The sequence below is a fragment of the Pseudoalteromonas sp. Isolate3 genome (genome assembly GCF_022398505.1).
In the GTDB taxonomy this organism is placed as follows: domain Bacteria; phylum Pseudomonadota; class Gammaproteobacteria; order Enterobacterales; family Alteromonadaceae; genus Pseudoalteromonas; species Pseudoalteromonas apostichopi.
On record NZ_JAKEVN010000078.1, the window covers coordinates 1 to 20,283 of the forward strand.

General features: G+C 40.2%; 20 protein-coding genes. 5 read left to right on the top strand and 15 right to left on the bottom strand.

What is annotated here, in order from left to right; translation table 11 throughout:
- Window positions 1-77: 77 nt before the first annotated feature.
- From L1D46_RS14330 to murJ, 12 genes are all read right to left on the bottom strand, one after another.
- Window positions 78-3,125, bottom strand: a complete 3,048-nt coding sequence (locus L1D46_RS14330; protein WP_239977733.1) for a PilC/PilY family type IV pilus protein — start codon at window positions 3,123-3,125, stop codon at window positions 78-80.
- Window positions 3,126-3,139: 14 nt separating this feature from the next.
- The gene (locus L1D46_RS14335) at window positions 3,140-3,622 is read right to left on the bottom strand and encodes a pilus assembly protein PilX (RefSeq protein WP_130051913.1); all 483 of its coding nucleotides are present in this window, start codon (window positions 3,620-3,622) and stop codon (window positions 3,140-3,142) included.
- Complete coding sequence (locus L1D46_RS14340; RefSeq protein ID WP_130051914.1) at window positions 3,610-4,605, bottom strand: PilW family protein; 996 nt, start codon at window positions 4,603-4,605, stop codon at window positions 3,610-3,612. The genes L1D46_RS14335 and L1D46_RS14340 overlap by 13 nt, the downstream gene beginning before the upstream one ends.
- A 1-nt stretch (window position 4,606) precedes the next feature.
- Entirely contained in the window at window positions 4,607-5,161 is a 555-nt protein-coding gene (gene pilV / locus L1D46_RS14345; protein ID WP_130051915.1) for a type IV pilus modification protein PilV, read from the bottom strand.
- 175 nt (window positions 5,162-5,336) lie between these two features.
- The gene (locus tag L1D46_RS14350) at window positions 5,337-6,047 is read right to left on the bottom strand and encodes a LytTR family DNA-binding domain-containing protein (protein WP_275668459.1); all 711 of its coding nucleotides are present in this window, start codon (window positions 6,045-6,047) and stop codon (window positions 5,337-5,339) included.
- Window positions 6,044-7,069, bottom strand: a complete 1,026-nt coding sequence (locus L1D46_RS14355; protein WP_130051916.1) for a histidine kinase — start codon at window positions 7,067-7,069, stop codon at window positions 6,044-6,046. The genes L1D46_RS14350 and L1D46_RS14355 overlap by 4 nt, the downstream gene beginning before the upstream one ends.
- A gap of 37 nt (window positions 7,070-7,106) precedes the next feature.
- On the bottom strand, window positions 7,107-8,036 hold the full coding sequence (gene ispH, locus L1D46_RS14360; protein WP_130051917.1) for a 4-hydroxy-3-methylbut-2-enyl diphosphate reductase: 930 nt from the start codon (window positions 8,034-8,036) through the stop codon (window positions 7,107-7,109).
- On the bottom strand, window positions 8,036-8,476 hold the full coding sequence (fkpB, locus tag L1D46_RS14365) for an FKBP-type peptidyl-prolyl cis-trans isomerase (RefSeq protein ID WP_130051918.1): 441 nt from the start codon (window positions 8,474-8,476) through the stop codon (window positions 8,036-8,038). Before fkpB ends, ispH begins: the two co-directional genes overlap by 1 nt.
- Window positions 8,473-8,973: a signal peptidase II gene (lspA, locus tag L1D46_RS14370; RefSeq protein ID WP_130051919.1), complete on the bottom strand. Its 501-nt coding sequence runs from the start codon at window positions 8,971-8,973 to the stop codon at window positions 8,473-8,475. The genes fkpB and lspA overlap by 4 nt, the downstream gene beginning before the upstream one ends.
- 9 nt (window positions 8,974-8,982) lie before the next feature.
- On the bottom strand, window positions 8,983-11,808 hold the full coding sequence (gene ileS, locus L1D46_RS14375; protein ID WP_239977734.1) for an isoleucine--tRNA ligase: 2,826 nt from the start codon (window positions 11,806-11,808) through the stop codon (window positions 8,983-8,985).
- A gap of 25 nt (window positions 11,809-11,833) precedes the next feature.
- The gene (ribF, locus tag L1D46_RS14380; protein WP_130051921.1) at window positions 11,834-12,760 is read right to left on the bottom strand and encodes a bifunctional riboflavin kinase/FAD synthetase; all 927 of its coding nucleotides are present in this window, start codon (window positions 12,758-12,760) and stop codon (window positions 11,834-11,836) included.
- 73 nt (window positions 12,761-12,833) lie between these two features.
- Window positions 12,834-14,414 carry a murein biosynthesis integral membrane protein MurJ gene (gene murJ / locus L1D46_RS14385; protein WP_276319779.1) on the bottom strand — a complete coding sequence of 527 codons (1,581 nt, stop codon included), beginning with the start codon at window positions 14,412-14,414 and terminating at the stop codon, window positions 12,834-12,836.
- Between the two features lie 243 nt (window positions 14,415-14,657).
- On the opposite strand from murJ, the gene rpsT reads away from it, so the two are divergent.
- Window positions 14,658-14,918 carry a 30S ribosomal protein S20 gene (rpsT, locus tag L1D46_RS14390; RefSeq protein ID WP_054561913.1) on the top strand — a complete coding sequence of 87 codons (261 nt, stop codon included), beginning with the start codon at window positions 14,658-14,660 and terminating at the stop codon, window positions 14,916-14,918.
- A 100-nt stretch (window positions 14,919-15,018) separates the two neighbouring features.
- Here the strand turns inward: rpsT and L1D46_RS14395 are convergent, their stop codons facing one another.
- Window positions 15,019-15,402, bottom strand: coding sequence for a response regulator (locus tag L1D46_RS14395; protein WP_239977735.1), 384 nt, complete (start codon window positions 15,400-15,402; stop codon window positions 15,019-15,021).
- A 151-nt stretch (window positions 15,403-15,553) separates the two neighbouring features.
- Between L1D46_RS14395 and L1D46_RS14400 the strand changes: the two genes are divergently transcribed.
- From L1D46_RS14400 to smrA, 3 genes are all read left to right on the top strand, one after another.
- On the top strand, window positions 15,554-15,997 hold the full coding sequence (locus tag L1D46_RS14400; protein ID WP_130051922.1) for a hypothetical protein: 444 nt from the start codon (window positions 15,554-15,556) through the stop codon (window positions 15,995-15,997).
- 100 nt (window positions 15,998-16,097) lie between these two features.
- Window positions 16,098-16,343 carry a hypothetical protein gene (locus L1D46_RS14405; RefSeq protein WP_239977736.1) on the top strand — a complete coding sequence of 82 codons (246 nt, stop codon included), beginning with the start codon at window positions 16,098-16,100 and terminating at the stop codon, window positions 16,341-16,343.
- Between the two features lie 148 nt (window positions 16,344-16,491).
- Window positions 16,492-17,073, top strand: coding sequence for a DNA endonuclease SmrA (gene smrA, locus L1D46_RS14410; RefSeq protein WP_130051923.1), 582 nt, complete (start codon window positions 16,492-16,494; stop codon window positions 17,071-17,073).
- Window positions 17,074-17,296: 223 nt separating this feature from the next.
- Here smrA and L1D46_RS20935 read toward each other — a convergent pair whose 3' ends face one another.
- A complete protein-coding gene (locus tag L1D46_RS20935) occupies window positions 17,297-17,431 on the bottom strand; it encodes a hypothetical protein (protein ID WP_256854724.1) in 135 nt (44 codons plus the stop codon).
- Between the two features lie 93 nt (window positions 17,432-17,524).
- On the bottom strand, window positions 17,525-18,445 hold the full coding sequence (locus tag L1D46_RS14415; RefSeq protein WP_167658479.1) for a glyoxylate/hydroxypyruvate reductase A: 921 nt from the start codon (window positions 18,443-18,445) through the stop codon (window positions 17,525-17,527).
- Between the two features lie 123 nt (window positions 18,446-18,568).
- On the opposite strand from L1D46_RS14415, the gene L1D46_RS14420 reads away from it, so the two are divergent.
- A partial coding sequence (locus L1D46_RS14420) for a lysophospholipid acyltransferase family protein (protein WP_239977737.1) occupies window positions 18,569-20,283 on the top strand: 1,715 nt, incomplete at its 3' end.

Here is a 20,283-nt window from a genome sequence, read left to right on the forward strand (position 1 = left end):
ATTTAACATCCCAAAAAGAGAGAAATAACACCACAAATAAAGGTTATCATCAGCAATCAATTATAAACCATTAATTTTCACTGACTTTGGTCAAACCTTTCTTGTTTATATATATAAGTTTGTTGAACTTCAAATCCAAGCCGATCATTACTGACTAATTTGACTTTACCATTTTCAATATTCAATCCGGGACCCAAAACCCCTTTTGCCACAAATGGCGCTTTTTCACCAATGATTCCAGTTCCAATCAACATGAACTGACTTTCACCTTTATCATTTTCACCGAAAAATAATTGCGGTGTATCAGGTACATCATTCCCAGTTTCGTACTTAAGTTCATCATATACTTTTGTTCCATAATGCAAGTGAAAAGCATAGAGCCCCCCACTTCCCCCGCTTAGACTACATTGGTCTGTAATATTACTTGTCGAACCCGGTGAAAAACTTGTAAAGTAGGCGACACCACCCACAACAGTACTTGCGGCTAACGATTTCTCTCCTTTTATCGGCAAGTTATAATACCAACCATGAAAACGAGATAACTCAATTTCAAGGTTAACAAAGCCTTTAATATCATCTAGTTGCTTGGCAAATGGATCAGAACTTACATTCATTAAATCAGAGTGAGTAATTGTAGTAGGGACATTATTCCCAGTGAAAGACTTAGTCACAGTATTTATATCCCGGATCATAAATAACTGATCTTTTACCGATGTCAAAGTCGGCTTTGCACGGTTCCCACTGCCTATTAAAACCGCATCAAACGGAGTATCTAAACGTGTTATTGTTGACTTACCATTAACAACAACCTCAGAAACTTTACTGTACACACTTCTTGCAATAGTTGGTTTATAGAAGAAACGCCGATCTGTACTAGCATAAGTACCTCCAAGGCTCGCTAACTTGAAGTGTGTCCAATTATTGGAGTTATCTGTAGCCATATCAATTCGCCAAATATCTCCACCTGTGTCGCTCGCATACAAACGATCTATATAACCATCATAGTCAGAGTCAACAAGAGCAATATCAGAAGCTATACTGTGCTTTCCTTGGAAACCATTTTGCGATGGTGTCAGCGCCCAGATTTTTTTTCCTGTCTCTGCATCAACAATATATATTCCCCTTCCTTTAGAGTCTGATGAACGTTGTCTATTATCTTTGTTGGTATCATAGCCCGCACCAAAGATGAGTACAGGACGGTCTTTATAGCCTCGCAAATTTATATAGGCTACTTGTGCTTTAGACCATGTTTGAGCTAGTTCTTGAAAATCACCAGAACCGCCAACAATTGGTCCCCCCCACAATACTTTTGGTGAATCAGGCTTTGTAATATCAAGTCCGTAGTAATTATTACCGCCTCGCCTTAAACCAAAAAATGCCCAAACTCGATCACCTTTACCAACAATACCATCCTTATTTTTATCATCAAAAAATACCGAGATAGGCCCATCGATACCATAAACTTTATTATTTCTCTGGTTATCTCTCAGCGGTTTTATAATTTTATATAGATGTCTAGGAATGAAAGCCCAACTTTCACTTAACACATCGTTCTTATCTTGAAACATATGTAAGTAGCCAGCATTTGTACCTATTAAAATACGAACGTCATCGTTACCATAATCAATAGTGACAGGCCTAGAGTGAAGTGGGTCACCAAAAATATCTTTTCGTGAGTCAGATGTTGAGTAATCATTATTCTCATCATCTACATCGAGACCTCTTGACCAATTAATTAAATCTTCAACTTCTTCTGGTTTTGCTTCAAAAACTGCAGCAGCCTTTGCAATTGTCTTATAGTGATAAACAACACGGTAGCGGGTAAAGTTAAGCATACGCCCACTAAGGTTACTTAAAACTTTGCGTCCACCTTTTGGTAAACTTGAAATACTTGATAAGTAAAGGTTGACCCCACCTAATTCAACAGAATTACCATCAGGGCTCTCTTCATCTGGAAGCCAAAATGTTCTTGCATTCTTAGCAATTAGTCCTTGAGTATTCAATGCAGACTTACCAGTTGCATCAACGATTGAATCACCCGACACTTTCAGTTTCTTTAGGTTTCCTCGCCAACGAGCGTTAGTGCTTGGATAGAACATCGTGTAATACAAAGCATCTCTACTACGAGTCTGATCTCTATTATTCGAAGTAATAGCGGGTGCAGTAAAATCTCCACTATCCTCTCTAATGACTGCGAAGGCCTTATCGATTGCTTCAGATAACCCTTTCGCATTATTTGCAAAAAGATATTGGCCGCCACCAAACTCAGCAGTTTTCGTAAGCAGTGCTTCATTGTTATCAGTGATACCACTGCCAAAACCTACGGTATAAATTACCCCTTGGTCATTTACAGATGATGTTTTGGTATACAAATCAACCTTTACATTCTTTGTTCCATGAATAATTTTTGCTAATGCAGCTAAATGGCTATCTGGTTCATAATCATTCACAGGATAAGAAGGCGCTGTTGTACCAAAATAGTTTCGGTAAATATTTTGTATATAAGCATCACGGCTATTATCCCACTGAGGCTCACCATCAGAAATAAGAATAATATTGACTGTATTATCACACCGTTTATTTGGAGAACTAAAAGGCGACACATATTGCTGATCTTTTTCCGCTGTCGTATCTCGCATTGAAGGATCAATTAGTTTCGCAAAATCAACACTTTGCCCGGTTAAATACCGATAAGTTTCCCATAAAGTCTCTGTGACTGGAGTAGATCCCCCAGCTGATATGTTACTAATAATATTTTTTATTGTTTTGTGATCTGTTCCTAACTTTGCTTTTAAATATCCACCTTCATTCGCTGAAAAACGAAATAAACCAAAATCCATATCGGGGTTGGAGTTAATAACTCTTGTAATTACATTTCGGGCTGCATTTATTCGGCTATCTGGACACTCTAATAAAAAGCTAGTGTATGGATCACGACATTGTAAACCAGTTTCTGCTGAACGGAGCATACTTCCTGATGTATCTAACACAAATAATACTCGTGTCTTTTCAGCTAAATCTTTATCGTAATTTACATATAGCTCTGTATCATCAGCATACCCTGGCACGATAAATATTAAGGCAAATATACACATAAAAAAAAGTAAAATAGTACTGGCTTTCATTTTGCTTTCCTTCTCTAACCACCCGTATTTAGGCTTGCCATTTCTTGGGCAACCCCCGTAGTTATTGTCAGAACATGAGTACTTTTCTTGCCATAAGTTATTGTGCTATTAACCTGAATCATGTTGCATGCTACGCCTGAGGTGAAATTATATTTTCGAGGACAAGGTAAATCTAAGGCACCATTATTTAAGTTAGTCATGGTGTTAGTTGTATTGCCAACCCTTCCAATTACAAAGCCCCCCTCAGGTATTTCTGCAGCTTTCATCAGAAAAGCACTATCGCCGCCTTTTGTGGCCTCTGCTGCAATTACTTGCTGAACATTACCAAATAACTCATTTTCAGCGACTTCACGTTCTTGTACTGCGTTTGTTATTTTTATATCAATAGAACTACTATTCATTAAAGTAACAGCAATCCCTGTAACAGCTACCACCATTATCAATGCTACAATTAATACAACGCCTTGTTGCTTTTTTGCTAAGGTTACATGCGCCATAAATTTGCCCCCACATTGTTAAGCCTAATTGTTGTTGTAAAAAGAGCTCGCCTGTAATTGTCATTAAATTTAAGCACCCTACCGCTAGTACCTTCTCCTAACGTGTATGTTTGATTAGTAACCTTTACATTTGCATCAGGCATTAGCGTTCTGGCTAATAAAAACACCTGAACCGTTAAAATTCCTCGGCGATTTTCCCAGTCACTTTCTGTCATATCAGTAATACTTTTATAAGTGTCTACACGACTGTTATTAGTCGTATCCAAGCCAAAAACAAAATGTAAATTCTCAACCCCTTCCATGATGGTTTCTTTTCTCATACCTGCATTTACTGTTAGCCTCATTCGTTTTAGAGCGGGTACTTTGACTGTCTTTTTGTTAAAACTAAACGTTTGCTCTGAAATGTAGTAGACATGGTGCCTGTAACGCCAAATTGTTGCATTCCCATTTATTGCGCCTGCAGCTATCGGTCCTCGAGAAAAAAGCCCAAACTCTTGCTCAGCAACAAAATAAAAGTTTCTGTTATTAGTACTGTTAGGTTGGATTTGTAGTCCTTCTAAAAACTTAACCTGTAAAATATCGGAGTTTTGATTAGCATCGTTAATACAGCCTAAAGCATTGGCTGAACTTGCTTCTATTGCATAAACCGAGCGAAAGTTTGTATTTGCATTAGCATCTGGAAAGCTTGCATTGTTCAAGCCTGCTGAACAGTCATTACCTGGGTTATTAACCCGTGTGGTATCAGTGTTATCACTCGAAAACGAGTCTTCATAAAAGGTGCCCCAAAAGCCGATTTGTTCTATATCACGTTGCATTATATTTAATGCTAAACGACCTGTTTCCTGTAACTCACCAATAGCCATTGTATCTTTTGTAGTTACTTTCATACTGATATAAGTAAACATCACTCCACCAAGAACCAGGCCACCTATAAATAAAGCGACCATTACCTCAACCAGTGTAAATCCATTATGTTTCTTCATATCAAGACCTTAAATAGATATAACTATCAAGAACAACCAAACGACGCTTATCATTAGCAGCGCCACATTTGACAGCATTATTTTCTTTGCTGGCTGATAACTCTTGTCTACCTCGCCAACTGATCACAACTTGAATATTGAACTCATTTGCACTCCCTGCAGCGACAGGGGTGCTACTTATACACACTGTTGCGTCATCTAAAGCACCTGTATTTTCACGTGCTTGAATGGCTCGTATCCACTGTTGTTTATCGAATGCTGCGATTTGTTGCGCAGAACATCTAGCGTTAAGACACGGTTGTACTGCACCAGCCGAAGATTCACTGCTAAATTCTCCATTATACAAACCTGCAAAGCCTGAAGAATCATTAGCTCGCATGCGTTGAATAATGTCATTGCCTAACGCAATTGCAGCAGAGCGTTGCAATGCATCGAAGCTTGCTTGCTTAGCTTTTGCTTGGAGGGCCACAGCGCCTAATAAACCAAAACTTAAAATAACAAAGGCAATAAGTACTTCGATTAAAGTAAAACCTTGCTGGTCAGGATGTTTAAACATGATGAAATTACGGATACTTTTACATACCGTAAGAATAAAAGAACACTAATAAATCACAATCTGAATATGGATAAGCGGTCAAAATGCTCGATAAGCGGTATTCCTCCCTCATTGAAGCTAATACCATTGACCCAGAAAGAGCCAAAACCAATAGGAAAGACTAATTAGGTGACTTTTACTTACCCATCGCAGCTTTAACATTTTTAAGCTCTCGACGACTAACAGCTAACGGCTCTTCAAATTGCTTCATAATCACGGTATGACCACCCGTCAACGAGTTATTAAGACTTACAATATGCTGTGAATTCACAAGCGTGTTGCGATGAATTCGCAGTAGCTGTAACGGATAGGTTTGCTCGAGTTGCTTTAAACTCTGTTCAATAAGCGCTTCACCTTTGAAAAATACAACTCGAGTGTATTTTTGTTCAGCGATACAGCATATAACATCATCCACATTTATCCTTCTCAATACGCCAGCAAGTTGATAACTAATATAGTTATTTTCAGGTGGGCTTACTTGAGTCCGGTTTAATTTACTAAGTTGAGCCATTGCTTTGGTTAATGCTTGCTCAGAAACAGGTTTAACTAAATAACCATCAACAGCGAGCTCAAATGCAGTTAACGCATGCTCGGCATGTGCTGTTAAAAACATAACTGCAGGAGGGATAGAAAACTGCTTTAGCTCTGCTGCTACCTCTAACCCAGTCAGCTTAGGCATATTAATATCAAGCATGACTAAATCAGGTTGCAAGCACTTACAAAGCTCTATCGCTTGTTCACCATTACTTGCTTCACCAACCACAGTATAACCCTCATTAGTAGATAATAAACGTTTGATACGTGCCCTTGCTAAAGGCTCATCATCAGCAATCAATACTTTTATCATGCGCCCCTCTGCTTTGGTATAACTAGCTTCACTCTAAAAATTCCATCACGAATAGTAGTCGTAAGTTGCGCTCTTTGATTATAAAACAGCGCCAAGCGCTGACGAATATTATCAAGCGCCATACCATTACCTGTTCGCGAATGGCTCACTTGTGCTGCGACTGGGTTAGTTATAATGAAGGTATAAGCTTTGTCTGATTGATGCATTTCGACCGAGATATTTCCCAGCTCAGCGGGCTCCACACCATAAAATACGGCATTTTCAATAATTGGTTGAATTGTTAAACAGGGAATATCAATATCTGGCAGCGCCTCAGGTAATTTCCAACTTAAAGCTAACCGTTCACCGTATCGCCAACGTTCAAGTGCTACATACTGTTGGCACAAGGTGATTTCGTCAACAAGCTTAATCGCTTTACCGCTTCGCATAGCTGCCTGTGATAGCGCCGCCAGTGCTAAAATTGCCTGCTCTGCGGCGTCAGCATCATAATGTGTAAGCTCAGCGGCCGTATTTAAACTATTAAACAAAAAATGGGGCCGAATTCTTGCTTGCAATGCATCTAGCTCAGCCTGAGCTAACGCTTTAGTTTGCAGCTCTTTTTGATTATGAATATGCAAAAACTGACCAAATAGTGCCGCTACTAAAAACACAATTAGTAGGTTACTGCCAATAAAGTTTGCTCTCGACTCCATAGAAAAAACATCTGAAAATAGAGTCAAAAACAGCCAGCTATAAACGTAAGTTAATCCAAGTAAGGATAAAATTAAAATGGTCAGCTGATGCGTCTGTGATAGCTTTATGAGTATAACTCGACTCAAATAAAGTAAAGATAAACTAGAAAGAAAGATAAGGTGTAAAAAGCAGCTAAATATTGCAAGACGTGACCACACATCACCTAAACTCATTGGCGAGAAAGCGAGTAAAATAGCAATGACTTGGCTGACGATCAGTGTGGCAAGGACACCACGGGATTGAAAAAGAGCCGCAATCAGCAAGCCGTTTGAATTTGGCTGTTTGCTCATGGGCTCCTCTTTTATTGTTGTCTACTAACTGTTTAGATTAGCGTAGCTCAACGGGAACAGCAAATACTATGTTCTCTTCTTCACCTGGATTTTCAACAACTTGATTACCACCTAATTCTTTTAGACGTGCAATTACCTGCTGAACTAAAACTTCTGGTGCAGATGCGCCTGCAGTGACACCGACAGCATTTACATTGTTAAACCAATCAGCTTCAACATTACTCGCATCATCGATTAAATAAGCGGTCGTTCCCATTTTGTCAGCAAGCTCACGTAAACGATTTGAGTTAGAGCTATTTTTAGCCCCCACAACAAGCAGTACATCTACTTTATCTGCCAAGTCACGAACGGCATCTTGACGGTTTTGCGTAGCATAACAAATGTCATCTTTACGCGGACCATCAATCGCCGGAAACTTAGTACGAAGTGCATCAATCACATCTGCCGTATCATCAACAGATAAGGTTGTTTGGCTACAGTAAAACAGATTTTCAGGGTTTTTAACCGTTAAGCTAGCAACATCCTCAGGGGTTTCTACTAAATAAATACCACCCTTTTCGTTGTCATACTGCCCCATTGTACCTTCGACTTCAGGGTGCCCATGGTGACCGATTAACACGCACTCAGTCCCTTTGCGGCTTGCACGTGTTACTTCCATATGTACTTTTGTTACTAGTGGGCAAGTTGCATCAAACACTTTGAGATCACGACGTTTTGCTTCGTTGCGAACAGCTTGCGATACACCATGAGCGCTAAAAATGACAATGCTGTCGTCAGGCACCTGATCTAGCTCTTCAACAAATACTGCACCACGATTTTTAAGTCCATCAACAACATATCGATTATGAACCACTTCATGGCGCACATAGATAGGTTTTTCAAAGATATCAAGTGCACGTTCCACAATACTAATTGCACGATCAACACCGGCACAAAAACCACGTGGATTTGCTAATAAAATATCCATTAACCTGTTACCTCTAAAATATCGACTTCAAAGGTTAAGCGTTGTCCCGCAAGTGGGTGATTAAAATCAATCGTGACAGAGTCACCTTGCACTTCACGAACAAGTCCTGGTAATTCAGTACCATCAGGCTGAGTAAAAGCTATAATATTACCTACTTCAGCAGGGGTCTCTGCACCAAACTTGCTGCGGTCTACATAATAAATGTTATCTGGATTTGGCTGACCAAATGCATCCTCTGGCTCCAACGCAAATGACTTACTGTCACCAGCAGCTAAACCTAGTAAACATTTTTCAAAGTTTTCTGTCAGGCTACCATCACCCATTCGCAATTTTGCAGGTTTATTATGCACCTTAGTTGAATCGGCTGCTGAGCCATCCTCTAATTTAATTGAGAAATGAAAGATCACTTCAGAGTTTTCACCAATTACAGCTTGGCTCATGCTTGTTGCTCCTTAGGACTTTCGCCTGTGAAGGCATCAAATAAAAGTAATGCGGCACCGATGCAAATTGCACAATCGGCAATATTAAAAACAGGAAAGTGCCAATTTTCATAATATACGTGTAAGAAGTCAATAACATAGCCATAAGCGATGCGGTCGTATAAATTGCCAATCGCGCCGGCTAACACTAACGCATAAGCAGAACACAAGACCTTGTTCGTCGCTGGTAAGCGTTTAAGCCACCACACTAATAACACACTGATCGACACAGCAATCAAACTAAAAAACCAGCGCTGCCAACCACCAGAATCACTTAAAAAGCTAAATGCTGCACCATAGTTATGTACATAGGTGAAATTAAAGAACGGCAGAATATCTATCGACTCTTTGTAGGCCATGGTATTAACGACAAGTGTTTTTGTCGCATGGTCTACTACTAAAAGTAGTAGACTCAGCCATAACCAAACCAAGCCACTTTTTCCGGCTAGTTTGCTCACTAACAACTCCTATGCGAACTGACGCTGTTCACCATCGCCGTCAACATTACTTACACAACGGCCACAGATTTCAGGGTGTGCTGGATCAGCACCTACATCATCACAGTAATGCCAACAACGCTCACATTTTTCAGCAGTTGTTGCGGCAACTTTAATGAATAAACCATCAATCTCAGTCACCTGAGTACCTTCAGGCTGCTCTGTCACTGTTTCAACTGTCACGCCTGAAGTTAATAATACAAAGCGCAGCTCATCACCTAATGCAGCTAATTTCGAGCTTAGCTCTTCACTAGCGTAGATGCTTACGTTTGCTTGTAGTGTTGCACCAATAACGTCTTCTTTACGAGCAGCTTCTAGCACACGGTTTACTTCATCACGAACATTAAGGATTGTTAACCAATCATCGTTGCTGAATTTACCTTGTGAAGATGCTTGTAAGCCATCGTACCACACTGAAGTGAATACGAATTTGTCACGCTCACCTGGTAATGCTTCCCAAATTTCTTGCGCGGTGAAGCTTAAAATCGGTGCCATCCAACGCGTCATTGCTTCGGCAATGTGGTAAAGCGCAGTTTGACATGAACGACGCGCGTGGCTGTCGCTTTTCGCTGTGTATTGACGATCTTTGATTACGTCTAGGTAGAACGAACCAAGCTCACCAGTACAGAAGTTCATTAGCTTTTGCGTTACAAGTAACATTTGGTACTTGTCATAAGCCGCTAAGATTTCATCTTGCAGCTCAGCTGCACGACCCACAATCCAACGATCAAGCTCAACCATGTCTTCAATTGCAACTTGATCCGTTTTAGGATCAAAACCATTAAGGTTCGCAAGTAAGTAACGGCTGGTGTTACGGATACGACGATAACGGTCAGCTGAACGTTTAAAGATTTCATCAGATACAGTCATTTCGGCTGTAAAGTCAGTTGATGCAACCCATAAACGTAAGATATCAGCACCTAGTTTGTTCATCACGTTTTGTGGCGAAATTACATTGCCTAATGATTTAGACATCTTGCGGCCGTTTTCATCAACTGTGAAACCGTGTGTTAACACTTGCTTATATGGCGCATGACCATTGATAGCAACCGAAGTCATCATTGACGACATGAACCAACCACGGTGTTGATCAGAACCTTCTAAATAAAGATCTGCTGGACTCGTTAAATCTTCACGAGCATCAACCACACATGCGTGAGTCACGCCTGAATCAAACCATACATCTAGGGTATCTTGTACCTTCATGTATTGCTCAGCGTCATCACCAAGTAAGGTTGCAGGGTCTAAGTCATACCAAGCTTGAATACCTGATTTTTCAACCAGTTTCGCAGCTTCTTCGATTAGCTCTTGCGTATTTGGATGAAGAGCACCAGTATCTTTATCAACGAATAGTGCAATTGGCACACCCCATGTACGTTGGCGTGAAATACACCAATCAGGACGGCCTTCAACCATGTTAGCAATGCGGCTCTCGCCCCACTCAGGTAACCACTCAGTCTTTTTGATTTCATTTAATGAATCTTGACGAAGGTTAGCTTGATCCATACTTACAAACCACTGTGGCGTAGCACGGAAGATAATTGGTGTTTTATGACGCCAGCAATGTGGGTAGCTATGTGTAAGCGCATGATGGTGTAATAACGCATTGTTTTCAGTTAATACGTCAATCACGCTCGCATTTGCTTTAAATACGTGCTGACCAGCAAACATTGGTGTGTCAGGTAAGTAAACACCGTTTGCACCAACAGGGTTAGCAACTTCTAAACCATAAGCAAGACCTGCCGCGAAATCCTCTTGACCGTGACCAGGCGCAGTATGAACAACACCAGTACCAGAATCAGTCGTTACGTGATCAGCAACAATTACAGGCACTGTGAAGTCATAGAACGGGTGAGCAACCTGTAAATTCTCAAGTGCCGCACCTTTTACATAACCTAGTACATGGTAATGCTTAAAGCCATAACGGTCCATTGCATCTTTTACTAGCTCTGAACCTAAAATTAAACGCTGCTGTGCGCCTTCGTCATCAACTTGAACTAGGGCATATTCAAGCTTTTCGTGAACTGCTACTGCACGGTTAGCTGGTAATGTCCAAGGTGTTGTCGTCCAAATGGCGGTACTAACAGCACCAGTGCCATGATGGCCCTCTGCTAGTTCGAACGCATCAATAACAGCGTCTTGATCAGCAAATTCAAAACGAACATCGATTGCTGGTGACTGTTTATCTTGGTATTCAACTTCCGCTTCAGCGAGTGCTGAACCACAATCTGTACACCAGTGAACAGGCTTAGCACCTTTATGTAAGTGACCATTTTTAATGATGCGACCAAGTACGCGAATTGCGTTCGCTTCAAAGTCAAAGTTCATTGTTAAGTAAGGCTTGTCCCAGTCACCAAATACACCAAGACGTTTAAAGTCTGTTTTTTGACCTTCAACTTGTTTTTTGGCGTATGCACGGCACTTTTCACGAAACTCAGCGGCAGACACTTTCACGCCAGGCTTGCCTACTTTCTTTTCAACCATTAATTCAATAGGTAAACCGTGGCAGTCCCAACCCGGCACATAAGGTGCGTCGAAGTCAGACAAGGTTTTTGACTTAACAATAATATCTTTAAGGATTTTGTTTACCGAGTGGCCTAAATGGATATCACCGTTTGCATACGGAGGGCCGTCATGCAAAATGAAGGTTTTTTTACCTTTTTTAGCGCTGCGAATTTGACCATATAGATCGTCTTCATACCATGTCTTAAGCATCTTTGGTTCACGTTGTGCCAAATTGCCGCGCATTGGAAACGCTGTTTCCGGTAAATTCAAAGTATGTTTGTAGTCGCTCATTAATCCTACTTTCCGTATCGGCTACCTAATTTAAACCAAAACACTGCTTAGCGGCGGTTACATCATCTGCAATCTGCGCCGTCAGTTGTGTTAATGTCTCGAATTTTTTCTCATCGCGAAGCTTCTTGATTAGCTCCACGTGCATGAATTGTCCATAAATGTCTTGCGCAAAGTCGAAGAGATGAACTTCTAACAATGCACGTGTCCCATTAAATGTGGGTTTGTTGCCAATATTTGCAACCCCAAATAATTCTTTATTACCAACTTTTGCTCGCACCGCAAACACCCCATTCACAGGGCATACTTGGCGTTTCAATGCAATATTGGCGGTTCTGAACCCTAATTCACGGCCTTTTGCCCAACCATGAATAACGCGCCCAGAAATTGCGTATCCATGACCTAACATGGTCTTAGCATCTTCTAATTGCCCTGCAGCAAGCGCATGACGAATAAGAGTACTGCTCACCCTATCATTGAGTCTGCGAAAACTTGCAGTACTTTTCACATCCATGTTTAACTCAGCGCCCATAGTTTTCAGTAGCGCAAAATCACCACGGCGACGTTTACCAAAGCAAAAGTCATCGCCCACGGTTAATGCTTTGACACCTAATTTTTCAACCAGTACATGACTAACAAACTGCTCGGCTTCCATATTGGCAAATTGCTGATTGAAACTAATGCAAATCACCCGCTCCACTCCTAATTTAGCAAGTAAGCTGAGCTTATCACGAAGTCGAGTCAAACGCGCTGGTGCATTATCTTTGGCAAAAAACTCTTGTGGCTGAGGCTCAAATAACATCACGGTACTTGGCAACTGATGTTTTTGTGCGTCTTGAAGCAAGCCTTTAATCACTTCAGCATGACCTAAATGCACGCCATCAAAATTACCAATGGTCAACACACAGCCATAGTGCTGCGCGCGAATATTGTGAATACCTCTAATTAACTCCATGCCACCTTTTTGCCTTTATAAGCGAGCCCAAAACATTGATATCGAGCTTGAAACGCCGATTATAATCTTTTTTTTAGTTTGATTCAGTAGTTGCAACACTTTTTATCGTATTTAGTCGCACACCTAAAATGAATAAGGCCGCAAAGTACACAAAAACCGCCAACACTAATAACCCGCTCAACAGCAGCACTTGCTCAGTAAAGTGCCATGTTCTCCACGCAAATTGCTGACCAACAAACCACACCGAAGCAGCCATTAATATACTTGAAAACAAACACTTAAATGTAAAACCTAAACTCATCACTGAAAACTGATAGACCCCTTCTTTACGCAGTTGATGATACAACAAATAAGCATTACAACTGGCCGACATCGCTGTTGCCAACGCTAACCCCAAATAACCGATAAATGGTGCTAGCATAATATTAAACACCATATTCAACACGAGTGTTTTAATGCCTATTTTTACGGGGGTTTTAGTATCTTGGCGAGAGTAAAAGCCGGGTGCTAACACCTTGATCAACATGAAACTAACCAATCCCACAGAATAGGCCATCACACCGTAACTTACCGCTTTCACATGATCAATTTCACCGTCCTGAAACGCGCCATGGTCAAATAAAACCGTAATAATTAGCGGGCTTATCACCATTAAACCAAACATGGCAGGCAAACCTAAAAATATAACAAACCTTACTCCCCAGTCTAAGGTCAGCTGAAAATCTCTAGTACTTTTGGTGCTATGCAACTTTGACAGTGCCGGCAAAATTACCGTTGCGATACCGATACCAAATAAGCCAAGAGGAAACTCAATTAAACGGTCTGAGTAGTAAAGCCAAGCGATAGAGCCTGTCATCAACATTGAGGCAATCATGGTGTCGAGTAACAAATTTATTTGACTGATAGAAACACCAAACAACGCAGGAAGCATTAGTTTTCGGACTTTTTTAACGTTTTCATCTTGCCATCCCCACTTTGGGCGGCTCAGCATGCGTGCACGGTATAAAAATGGCAATTGAAATAGCAACTGCACTAAACCACCGACAAACACGCCGATAGCAAGCGCATATGCCCCTACCGAAAATTTATCATGAAGTAAGATAGCGCAACTAATGATCGATATATTCAACAGCACTGGAGTAAACGCCGCAACAGCAAAACGATTATATACGTTCATTACCGCACCACTAAGGGCAACTAAACTTACAAAAAATAAATACGGGAAAGTCAGTTTTAAAAGCGCACTGGCAAGTACGAACTTTTCAGCATTTTCGCCTCCTTGCCACCAATCGATAAACCAGCCAGTGCCAAATAGGGCTGCTATGACAGGGGAAGCAACGACCCCAAACAAGGTAACAATTAATAAAATAGTTCCTAAAGTGCCAGCAGCTTGAGCAACAAACAGCCTGACTTTGTCATCACCTTGTTGCTCTTTTATTTCAGATAAAACCGGCACAAAGGCTTGTGCAAATGCACCTTCGGCAAACAAACGTCTTAAAAAGTTAGGAATACGATTGGCAAACAAAAATACATCTGCAGCGGCACTGGCGCCAAGCAGGTTCGCTACAACAGCATCTCGCACTAATCCTAAAATACGCGAAATCATTGTCATTGCACTGACAATCATCCCAGAACGAAATAATCCTTTTGCCACCTTAAACCTATTATCAAAAAACCTCTAAGATGGGCGATTATGCCTAAAATATCTTTAAAGCACTAGGCTGGAACCCGACCCTTTGTTACAATGGCGATATTAACTGCTAAAGCGGCAAATTGATGTTCGTTATAAGGAGCAGTTTTTCTTGAGATGTCAAAATTTCGTTGACATTCATGATAAAAACAGGCATATTCCACGGCCTTTAAATTAAGCTTATTTTAAGATTGTTAGGAGCAAACCTTGGCTAACATCAAGTCTGCAAAAAAACGCGCTATTACGAGCGAAAAAAATCGTCAACATAACGCAAGCCGTCGTTCAATGATGCGTACTTACTTCAAAAAAGTAGTTACTGCTATTGAAGCGGGCGACAAAGAAGCTGCACAAGCAGCATTCGCTGTTGCAACACCTATCCTAGACCGTTACGCAACTAAAGGTCTAATCCACAAGAACAAAGCAGCTCGTCATAAGAGCCGTTTAGCAGCTAAAATCAAAGCGCTATAATTTGTTTTTGATGAATATATAAAAAACCGGCTTATGCCGGTTTTTTTTTATTTAGAATTTAACAAATTAATCGCTCAATTTACCTCATTAAATTAATTAGCTAGACAATTTCCAGCTCAGGGTAAAACTTCTTCAGCATCGCTGCAATTTTCTTAGGTGTAAAAGGTTTAACAACAAATCCTTTAGCCCCCTTTTCGATCGCCTCTTTAACATTTTCTACTGTCGAATGGGCCGAAACCATGACCACATTTGCTTCAGGCGAAATTTCATTGATTTGTGAGATAATCTCTTTACCGTCACCATCAGGTAATTCAATATCTAAAAAGATAATATTGAATTCTTCTTCTTTGCATGCGCTTAAACATTGCGCGGCCGTAGAAGCCTCACGCACATTGTCTATACCTAGGTGCATTAATGTTTGATTTAAAAAACTGCGAACCGTGCCTACGTCGTCCACAATAAGAATTGAAAGCTGCGTATCCATACTATTCCTCTTAAACTATGAAGATAAACACTCATTGCACTCAAGAGTGTAACGCATTTAACCTATAAGTGATTTGAATTTGACTATTATATCAAAAACTTCGTTATAATCTCATTATAGATACCTACATTTAAAAGGCCAGATAAGCTTTATGTCTAATAAAATAAAAAAACAATCTTTGCTTGGTAAAACACCTGAACGAAAAAAACCAACGCAAGCCAAGCGTCAAAGACCGTCAAATCAACAACAAGCTCGCGCACAAGTAGCGCAACAAACAGCCCCTGAAGTAGAACTTAAAAAAAGCAAAACACGTTGGTACGCACTCGCAGCTGTTGTATTAATTCTATTAATTACACCAAAACCGATGTTAATCACTTATGAAAAGCTTGGTATGGTCTCACAAAGTGTATTTTGGCCAGGTGTTTTTGGCTATGGTGCAAACTTATTTGATTCAAGCCTCAGCCCGCGCGCAGACCTAAGCCGCAACACTATATACTTATGCCAAGATAAGCATAAACCAGATACTTGTCAGAAGTATCGTGTAACAGAACAAAGCGGTTTTATTGCAGCAATGAAAAAGCTATTAATAGATTAAAAAATCTAATCCGAAAATTAAAAATTACTTGGTTGAAAGCTGTGTAAAAGATCACCATAATGGCGCTCCTTTTTCAACACAGACACGATCAGATACGACCATGCTAAACGAGCTAGATTGGCTTTTAAACTTTACATTACTTGCACTAGGGGTAGGTGCATTTTTTATTAACCAGCTCACATTACTGCGTTTTGCGGCAATTAGCGCGTGTAGTTTATTATTTTTATCGTTTAGTTTAGATCTGATGTCATCAAGCGTTATCTCGAATATGAGCTTGGTGTTGATCAACACATTTTATTTATTCAAGGTCTACACATTTGGCCAATTGAATATCAATCAAGGTTAATCTTCTCCTAAGATAAATTGATAGAATAGGCTATCCCATCTATCATCTTTTATGCCCAAACAGCCTTCTGTTTGGGCTTTTTTTTACTTACAAAATAATTGAACTGAGATACCATAAACGGCGTATATAAATAATTTGGAGGTACCTTATGTCATTAAACGACTTCGACTTATTTCTCTCATCAATGGAAGACGTCAAACCTCTTGAACATGACACAGTTCAATTTGATTCCAAAAAGCAAGGTCCTTCGTTAGCACAACAAGAAAAACGTAAAGCCGCAGAGTGTGATTTAGCAATTGATGAAAATTATTTACGTAGTGAATACGTCGAGCTGTTAGATCCGCATAGCATATTGGCATTTAAGAAAGATGGCGTTCAAGGGCAAGTATATAAAAATCTTCGCTTAGCAAAATATCAACTTGACGCTACCCTTGATTTACATGGTCAGCCCTTGCAACGAGCTCGCAGCACACTATTTAACTTTATTGATGACTGCCATAAAAGAAATATTCGGGTTGTACTAATTCGCCATGGCATTGGCATTAAAAATAAATCACAGCCGGGTATTTTAAAGAGTTACACCAACAAATGGCTGCAAGAAATTCCAGCCGTTTTAGCGTTTCATAGTGCTCTTAAACATCATGGTGGTAGCGGTGCAACGTATGTAATGATTAAAAAGTCAGACGAGAAAAAACACGAGAACAGAGAAATACATTCAAAAAGAAGTTAGTTGAATAAGCGATTGAAGTGCAGCATTTATACCAATACGCTTAATTTAGTAGTCTATTTTGAGGTAACATAGCCTCGTTGATAACAAGGCAAAAATTTCGTTATTTAGTTGTTCTAAATGAAAAATTTTAACCTAGTTAGCGACAGGTTTAATCCCTCAAAAAGATTAAGTATTATTACGGATTGGTATTATACATGCTGCATTAGCTGACAATGATTTGTGGTTATGATTGGCTAATATCAATGGCCTGAGCTGGTTGCTCAGATGCATTAGCTTGATTAAACCATGCTGACACACCTAGAACGATAACTGACACTACGACTAGGCTAAATTTAGCCCCACCTTGATTAGATTTCATAACGCCTCTTTTTATTGTTTTTTTATTGAGCAACAACAGAATAGCAAAGTTACAGATGTTAACAAGGTGTTTATTAAACTAATTTGTAATGCGTCAATAACCTTTTGTTCTATCAACCTGATTTATTAGATTTTTACCCTCAATTAATCTTTTAACATTACCCGCAATTTGCAAAGTGACTGACTCTAAATCTGATAATGCAGCGCAATGAGGCGTTAAGGTTATCTTTTCATGAGACCAAAATGGATGTGTTTTAGGTAAGGGCTCTTCACTAAATACATCAAGCGTTGCACCTCGTAATTGCTCACTATCAAGTGCCCTCAGTAAATCTTCATCAACCACATGTTTGCCTCTGGCAACATTAATTAGCACTGCATGGGTTTGCAGTTTACTAAGAAGTGATTTATTGATAATGCCCTGAGTGTGTTGATTAAGTGGAAGTAAGCAAACGAGAAAATCAATTTGACCAAGCATTTCATATAAACCCTGCTGCGTGTAATACGTATTCACCTCAGAATCATGTTTTTCACTATTAGACCAAGCACTTACTTGAAAACCGTTGCGAAGTAAACGCTTAGCGCAGGCTTTACCTAGTTCGCCATAACCCAAGATACCCACATGTTGATGTGAATACGCTCGCTTTGGCTTCCAAGTGCAGGCTGATTGTTTTAAATAATATTCTTTAAGCCTAAGCTTGTGTGCTAACACATGAGTCAACACATACTCTGCCATGTCATTTGCAAGGTTATCATCAACAATTCTAACAACGGGAACATGCGCTGCTATCTTCGTTAAGTCGATGCTATCAACGCCTGCACCGAATGAAGAAACCGCTTTTAAATTTACCAGCTTAGGCCATAAATCAGCAGGGGCATTCCAAGCCAGTACAAACTCAACTGCTTCGTAGTCAGTACACTCAGACCAAAGCTGCACGTCAACCTCTGGTAATAACGCTTGTAATCGGGCAATTAATTGGCTGCAATCTCGGCCAGTTACAGCTACAAGTAAAATCATTGTCTTCTCCATTTTGCTTCGTACTCGAAGCGCTCTTTAAAAAGTCACACAACTGCAACCTAACTGTCACAGCGAACTCTTACCCTAACCTCATCGCTGAATGCGTTTATGTTTGAGGTTTGTATGATCAGTGTTGATAAAGTAATAGAAGCAAATTTACCACAGTTAGAAAATTCACCAAAAGTAAAAGGCTTAGTAAAGAAAGGTCTGGGTTATTTATTACATGAGCAAGAGTTTGTTGCCTTTGGTGATGCATACCCACACTTACAAGGACTAGAGTTTGTAGAGCAAGTACTTGATGAGCTGGACTTTGACACGCGCTACAAGCCTAAGCAAATGGAACATATTCCGAGTGAGGGTAATGTCGTCATTGTGGCTAACCACCCTATTGGTTCACTCGATGCATTAGCGCTGATAAAAGTATTATCAAGTGTGCGTCCTGACTTAAAAGTCGTTGCAAACCGCATGCTGATGTCAATCACCCCTATGCACTCGTTACTTCTTCCCGTTGATAACCTCTCTGGCACAAGTAAAAAGAAAGAGCTTGCTAATATCCAACAGCATTTAAAATCAGACGGTGCGCTATTAATCTTCCCTGCCGGTGAAGTTTCAAGGTTAAGTCCAACCGGAATAAAAGACTGTAAATGGAACTCTGGCTTTTTAAGGATGGCAAAAAAAGCCAATGCACCTATTTTGCCAATTTATATCAAAGCGAAAAACAGCCCGCTATTTTATGGTACTTCAATGATTTATAAACCATTAGCTAGTTTATTATTAGTCAAAGAAATGTTTAAACAGCGACAGAAGTCACTAGAGTTTGAAATTGGGGCATCCATCCCTCCTGAGTCATATTTAATTGAGAATTTAAAAGATAAAGAAATAGCCCAGCTTATAAGAAAGCAGCTGTATCGACTTATCACTAAAAAACCTCTGCCGTTAAAGACGCAAACCCCCATTGCAAGCCCAGAAGCGACAAAAGATCTAAAAAAAGCCATTGAAGAGTGTGAGTTATTGGGTGAAACCTCTGATGGTATGAAAATTTACCTATATCAATACTGTGGTAGCTCACCAATTTTCCGTGAGCTAGGACGACTTCGTGAAATTGCGTTTCGTGCAGTCGGTGAAGGCAGTGGTAAACGCCGAGATATAGATAAATACGACATGGATTATCAACACCTCGTACTGTGGGATGCTAAGCAACTTGAACTAGTCGGCGCATACCGACTTGCCTGCGCACAAGATATTATAGAAAAACATGGCCGCAAAGGTTTATATACTGATAGCCTATTTAGCTACAGCGATGATATGGATCCGTATTTTGAAAAAGGCATTGAGCTCGGTCGCAGCTTTGTGCAACCCAAATACTGGGGCAGAAAGAGCCTAGACTATTTGTGGTTCGGCATCGGCGCCTTTGTTAATCGTTACCCACAATACCGCTACTTGTTTGGTGCAGTCAGTGTATCTAACGCACTACCCGAGCAAGCTAAATCGCTACTCGTTCATTATTACCAGCATTATTATAGTGCAAAACAAGTGTTAGCAATTCCAAACAATGAATATCGTCATACCGAATCACAAAAAGAACAATGTGCTCAGTTATTCGCTGGGGATGATATTAAAGAAGATTTTGTTGAACTTAAGCATGTACTCGCCAATATTGGCGCGCAAGTCCCTACCTTATTCAAACAATATACAGAACTTTGTGAGCCAGGTGGCGTACAATTTTTAAGTTTTAGTATCGACCCTGAGTTTAATAACTGCATTGATGGTTTAGTGCTTGTCGACTTAGATAAAGTGAAAGCGAGTAAAGCCAAACGCTACTTAGGACAGATACGCGA

What these genes read in the sequence shown, in the direction of transcription:
- L1D46_RS14355 (WP_130051916.1), bottom strand. Translation starts at nt 7,069, where the DNA reads ATGAGCAAACAGCCAAATTCAAACGGCTTGCTGATTGCGGCTCTTTTT.
- L1D46_RS20935 (WP_256854724.1), bottom strand. Translation starts at nt 17,431, where the DNA reads ATGAAATCTAATCAAGGTGGGGCTAAATTTAGCCTAGTCGTAGTGTCA.
- L1D46_RS14395 (WP_239977735.1), bottom strand. Translation starts at nt 15,402, where the DNA reads ATGGATACGCAGCTTTCAATTCTTATTGTGGACGACGTAGGCACGGTT.
- smrA (WP_130051923.1), top strand. Translation starts at nt 16,492, where the DNA reads ATGTCATTAAACGACTTCGACTTATTTCTCTCATCAATGGAAGACGTC.
- ispH (WP_130051917.1), bottom strand. Translation starts at nt 8,036, where the DNA reads ATGGATATTTTATTAGCAAATCCACGTGGTTTTTGTGCCGGTGTTGAT.
- L1D46_RS14335 (WP_130051913.1), bottom strand. Translation starts at nt 3,622, where the DNA reads ATGGCGCATGTAACCTTAGCAAAAAAGCAACAAGGCGTTGTATTAATT.
- L1D46_RS14400 (WP_130051922.1), top strand. Translation starts at nt 15,554, where the DNA reads ATGTCTAATAAAATAAAAAAACAATCTTTGCTTGGTAAAACACCTGAA.
- L1D46_RS14350 (WP_275668459.1), bottom strand. Translation starts at nt 6,047, where the DNA reads ATGATAAAAGTATTGATTGCTGATGATGAGCCTTTAGCAAGGGCACGT.
- L1D46_RS14405 (WP_239977736.1), top strand. Translation starts at nt 16,098, where the DNA reads ATGCTAAACGAGCTAGATTGGCTTTTAAACTTTACATTACTTGCACTA.
- ribF (WP_130051921.1), bottom strand. Translation starts at nt 12,760, where the DNA reads ATGGAGTTAATTAGAGGTATTCACAATATTCGCGCGCAGCACTATGGC.
- fkpB (WP_130051918.1), bottom strand. Translation starts at nt 8,476, where the DNA reads ATGAGCCAAGCTGTAATTGGTGAAAACTCTGAAGTGATCTTTCATTTC.
- L1D46_RS14340 (WP_130051914.1), bottom strand. Translation starts at nt 4,605, where the DNA reads ATGAAGAAACATAATGGATTTACACTGGTTGAGGTAATGGTCGCTTTA.
- ileS (WP_239977734.1), bottom strand. Translation starts at nt 11,808, where the DNA reads ATGAGCGACTACAAACATACTTTGAATTTACCGGAAACAGCGTTTCCA.
- L1D46_RS14415 (WP_167658479.1), bottom strand. Translation starts at nt 18,445, where the DNA reads ATGATTTTACTTGTAGCTGTAACTGGCCGAGATTGCAGCCAATTAATT.
- L1D46_RS14330 (WP_239977733.1), bottom strand. Translation starts at nt 3,125, where the DNA reads ATGAAAGCCAGTACTATTTTACTTTTTTTTATGTGTATATTTGCCTTA.
- pilV (WP_130051915.1), bottom strand. Translation starts at nt 5,161, where the DNA reads ATGTTTAAACATCCTGACCAGCAAGGTTTTACTTTAATCGAAGTACTT.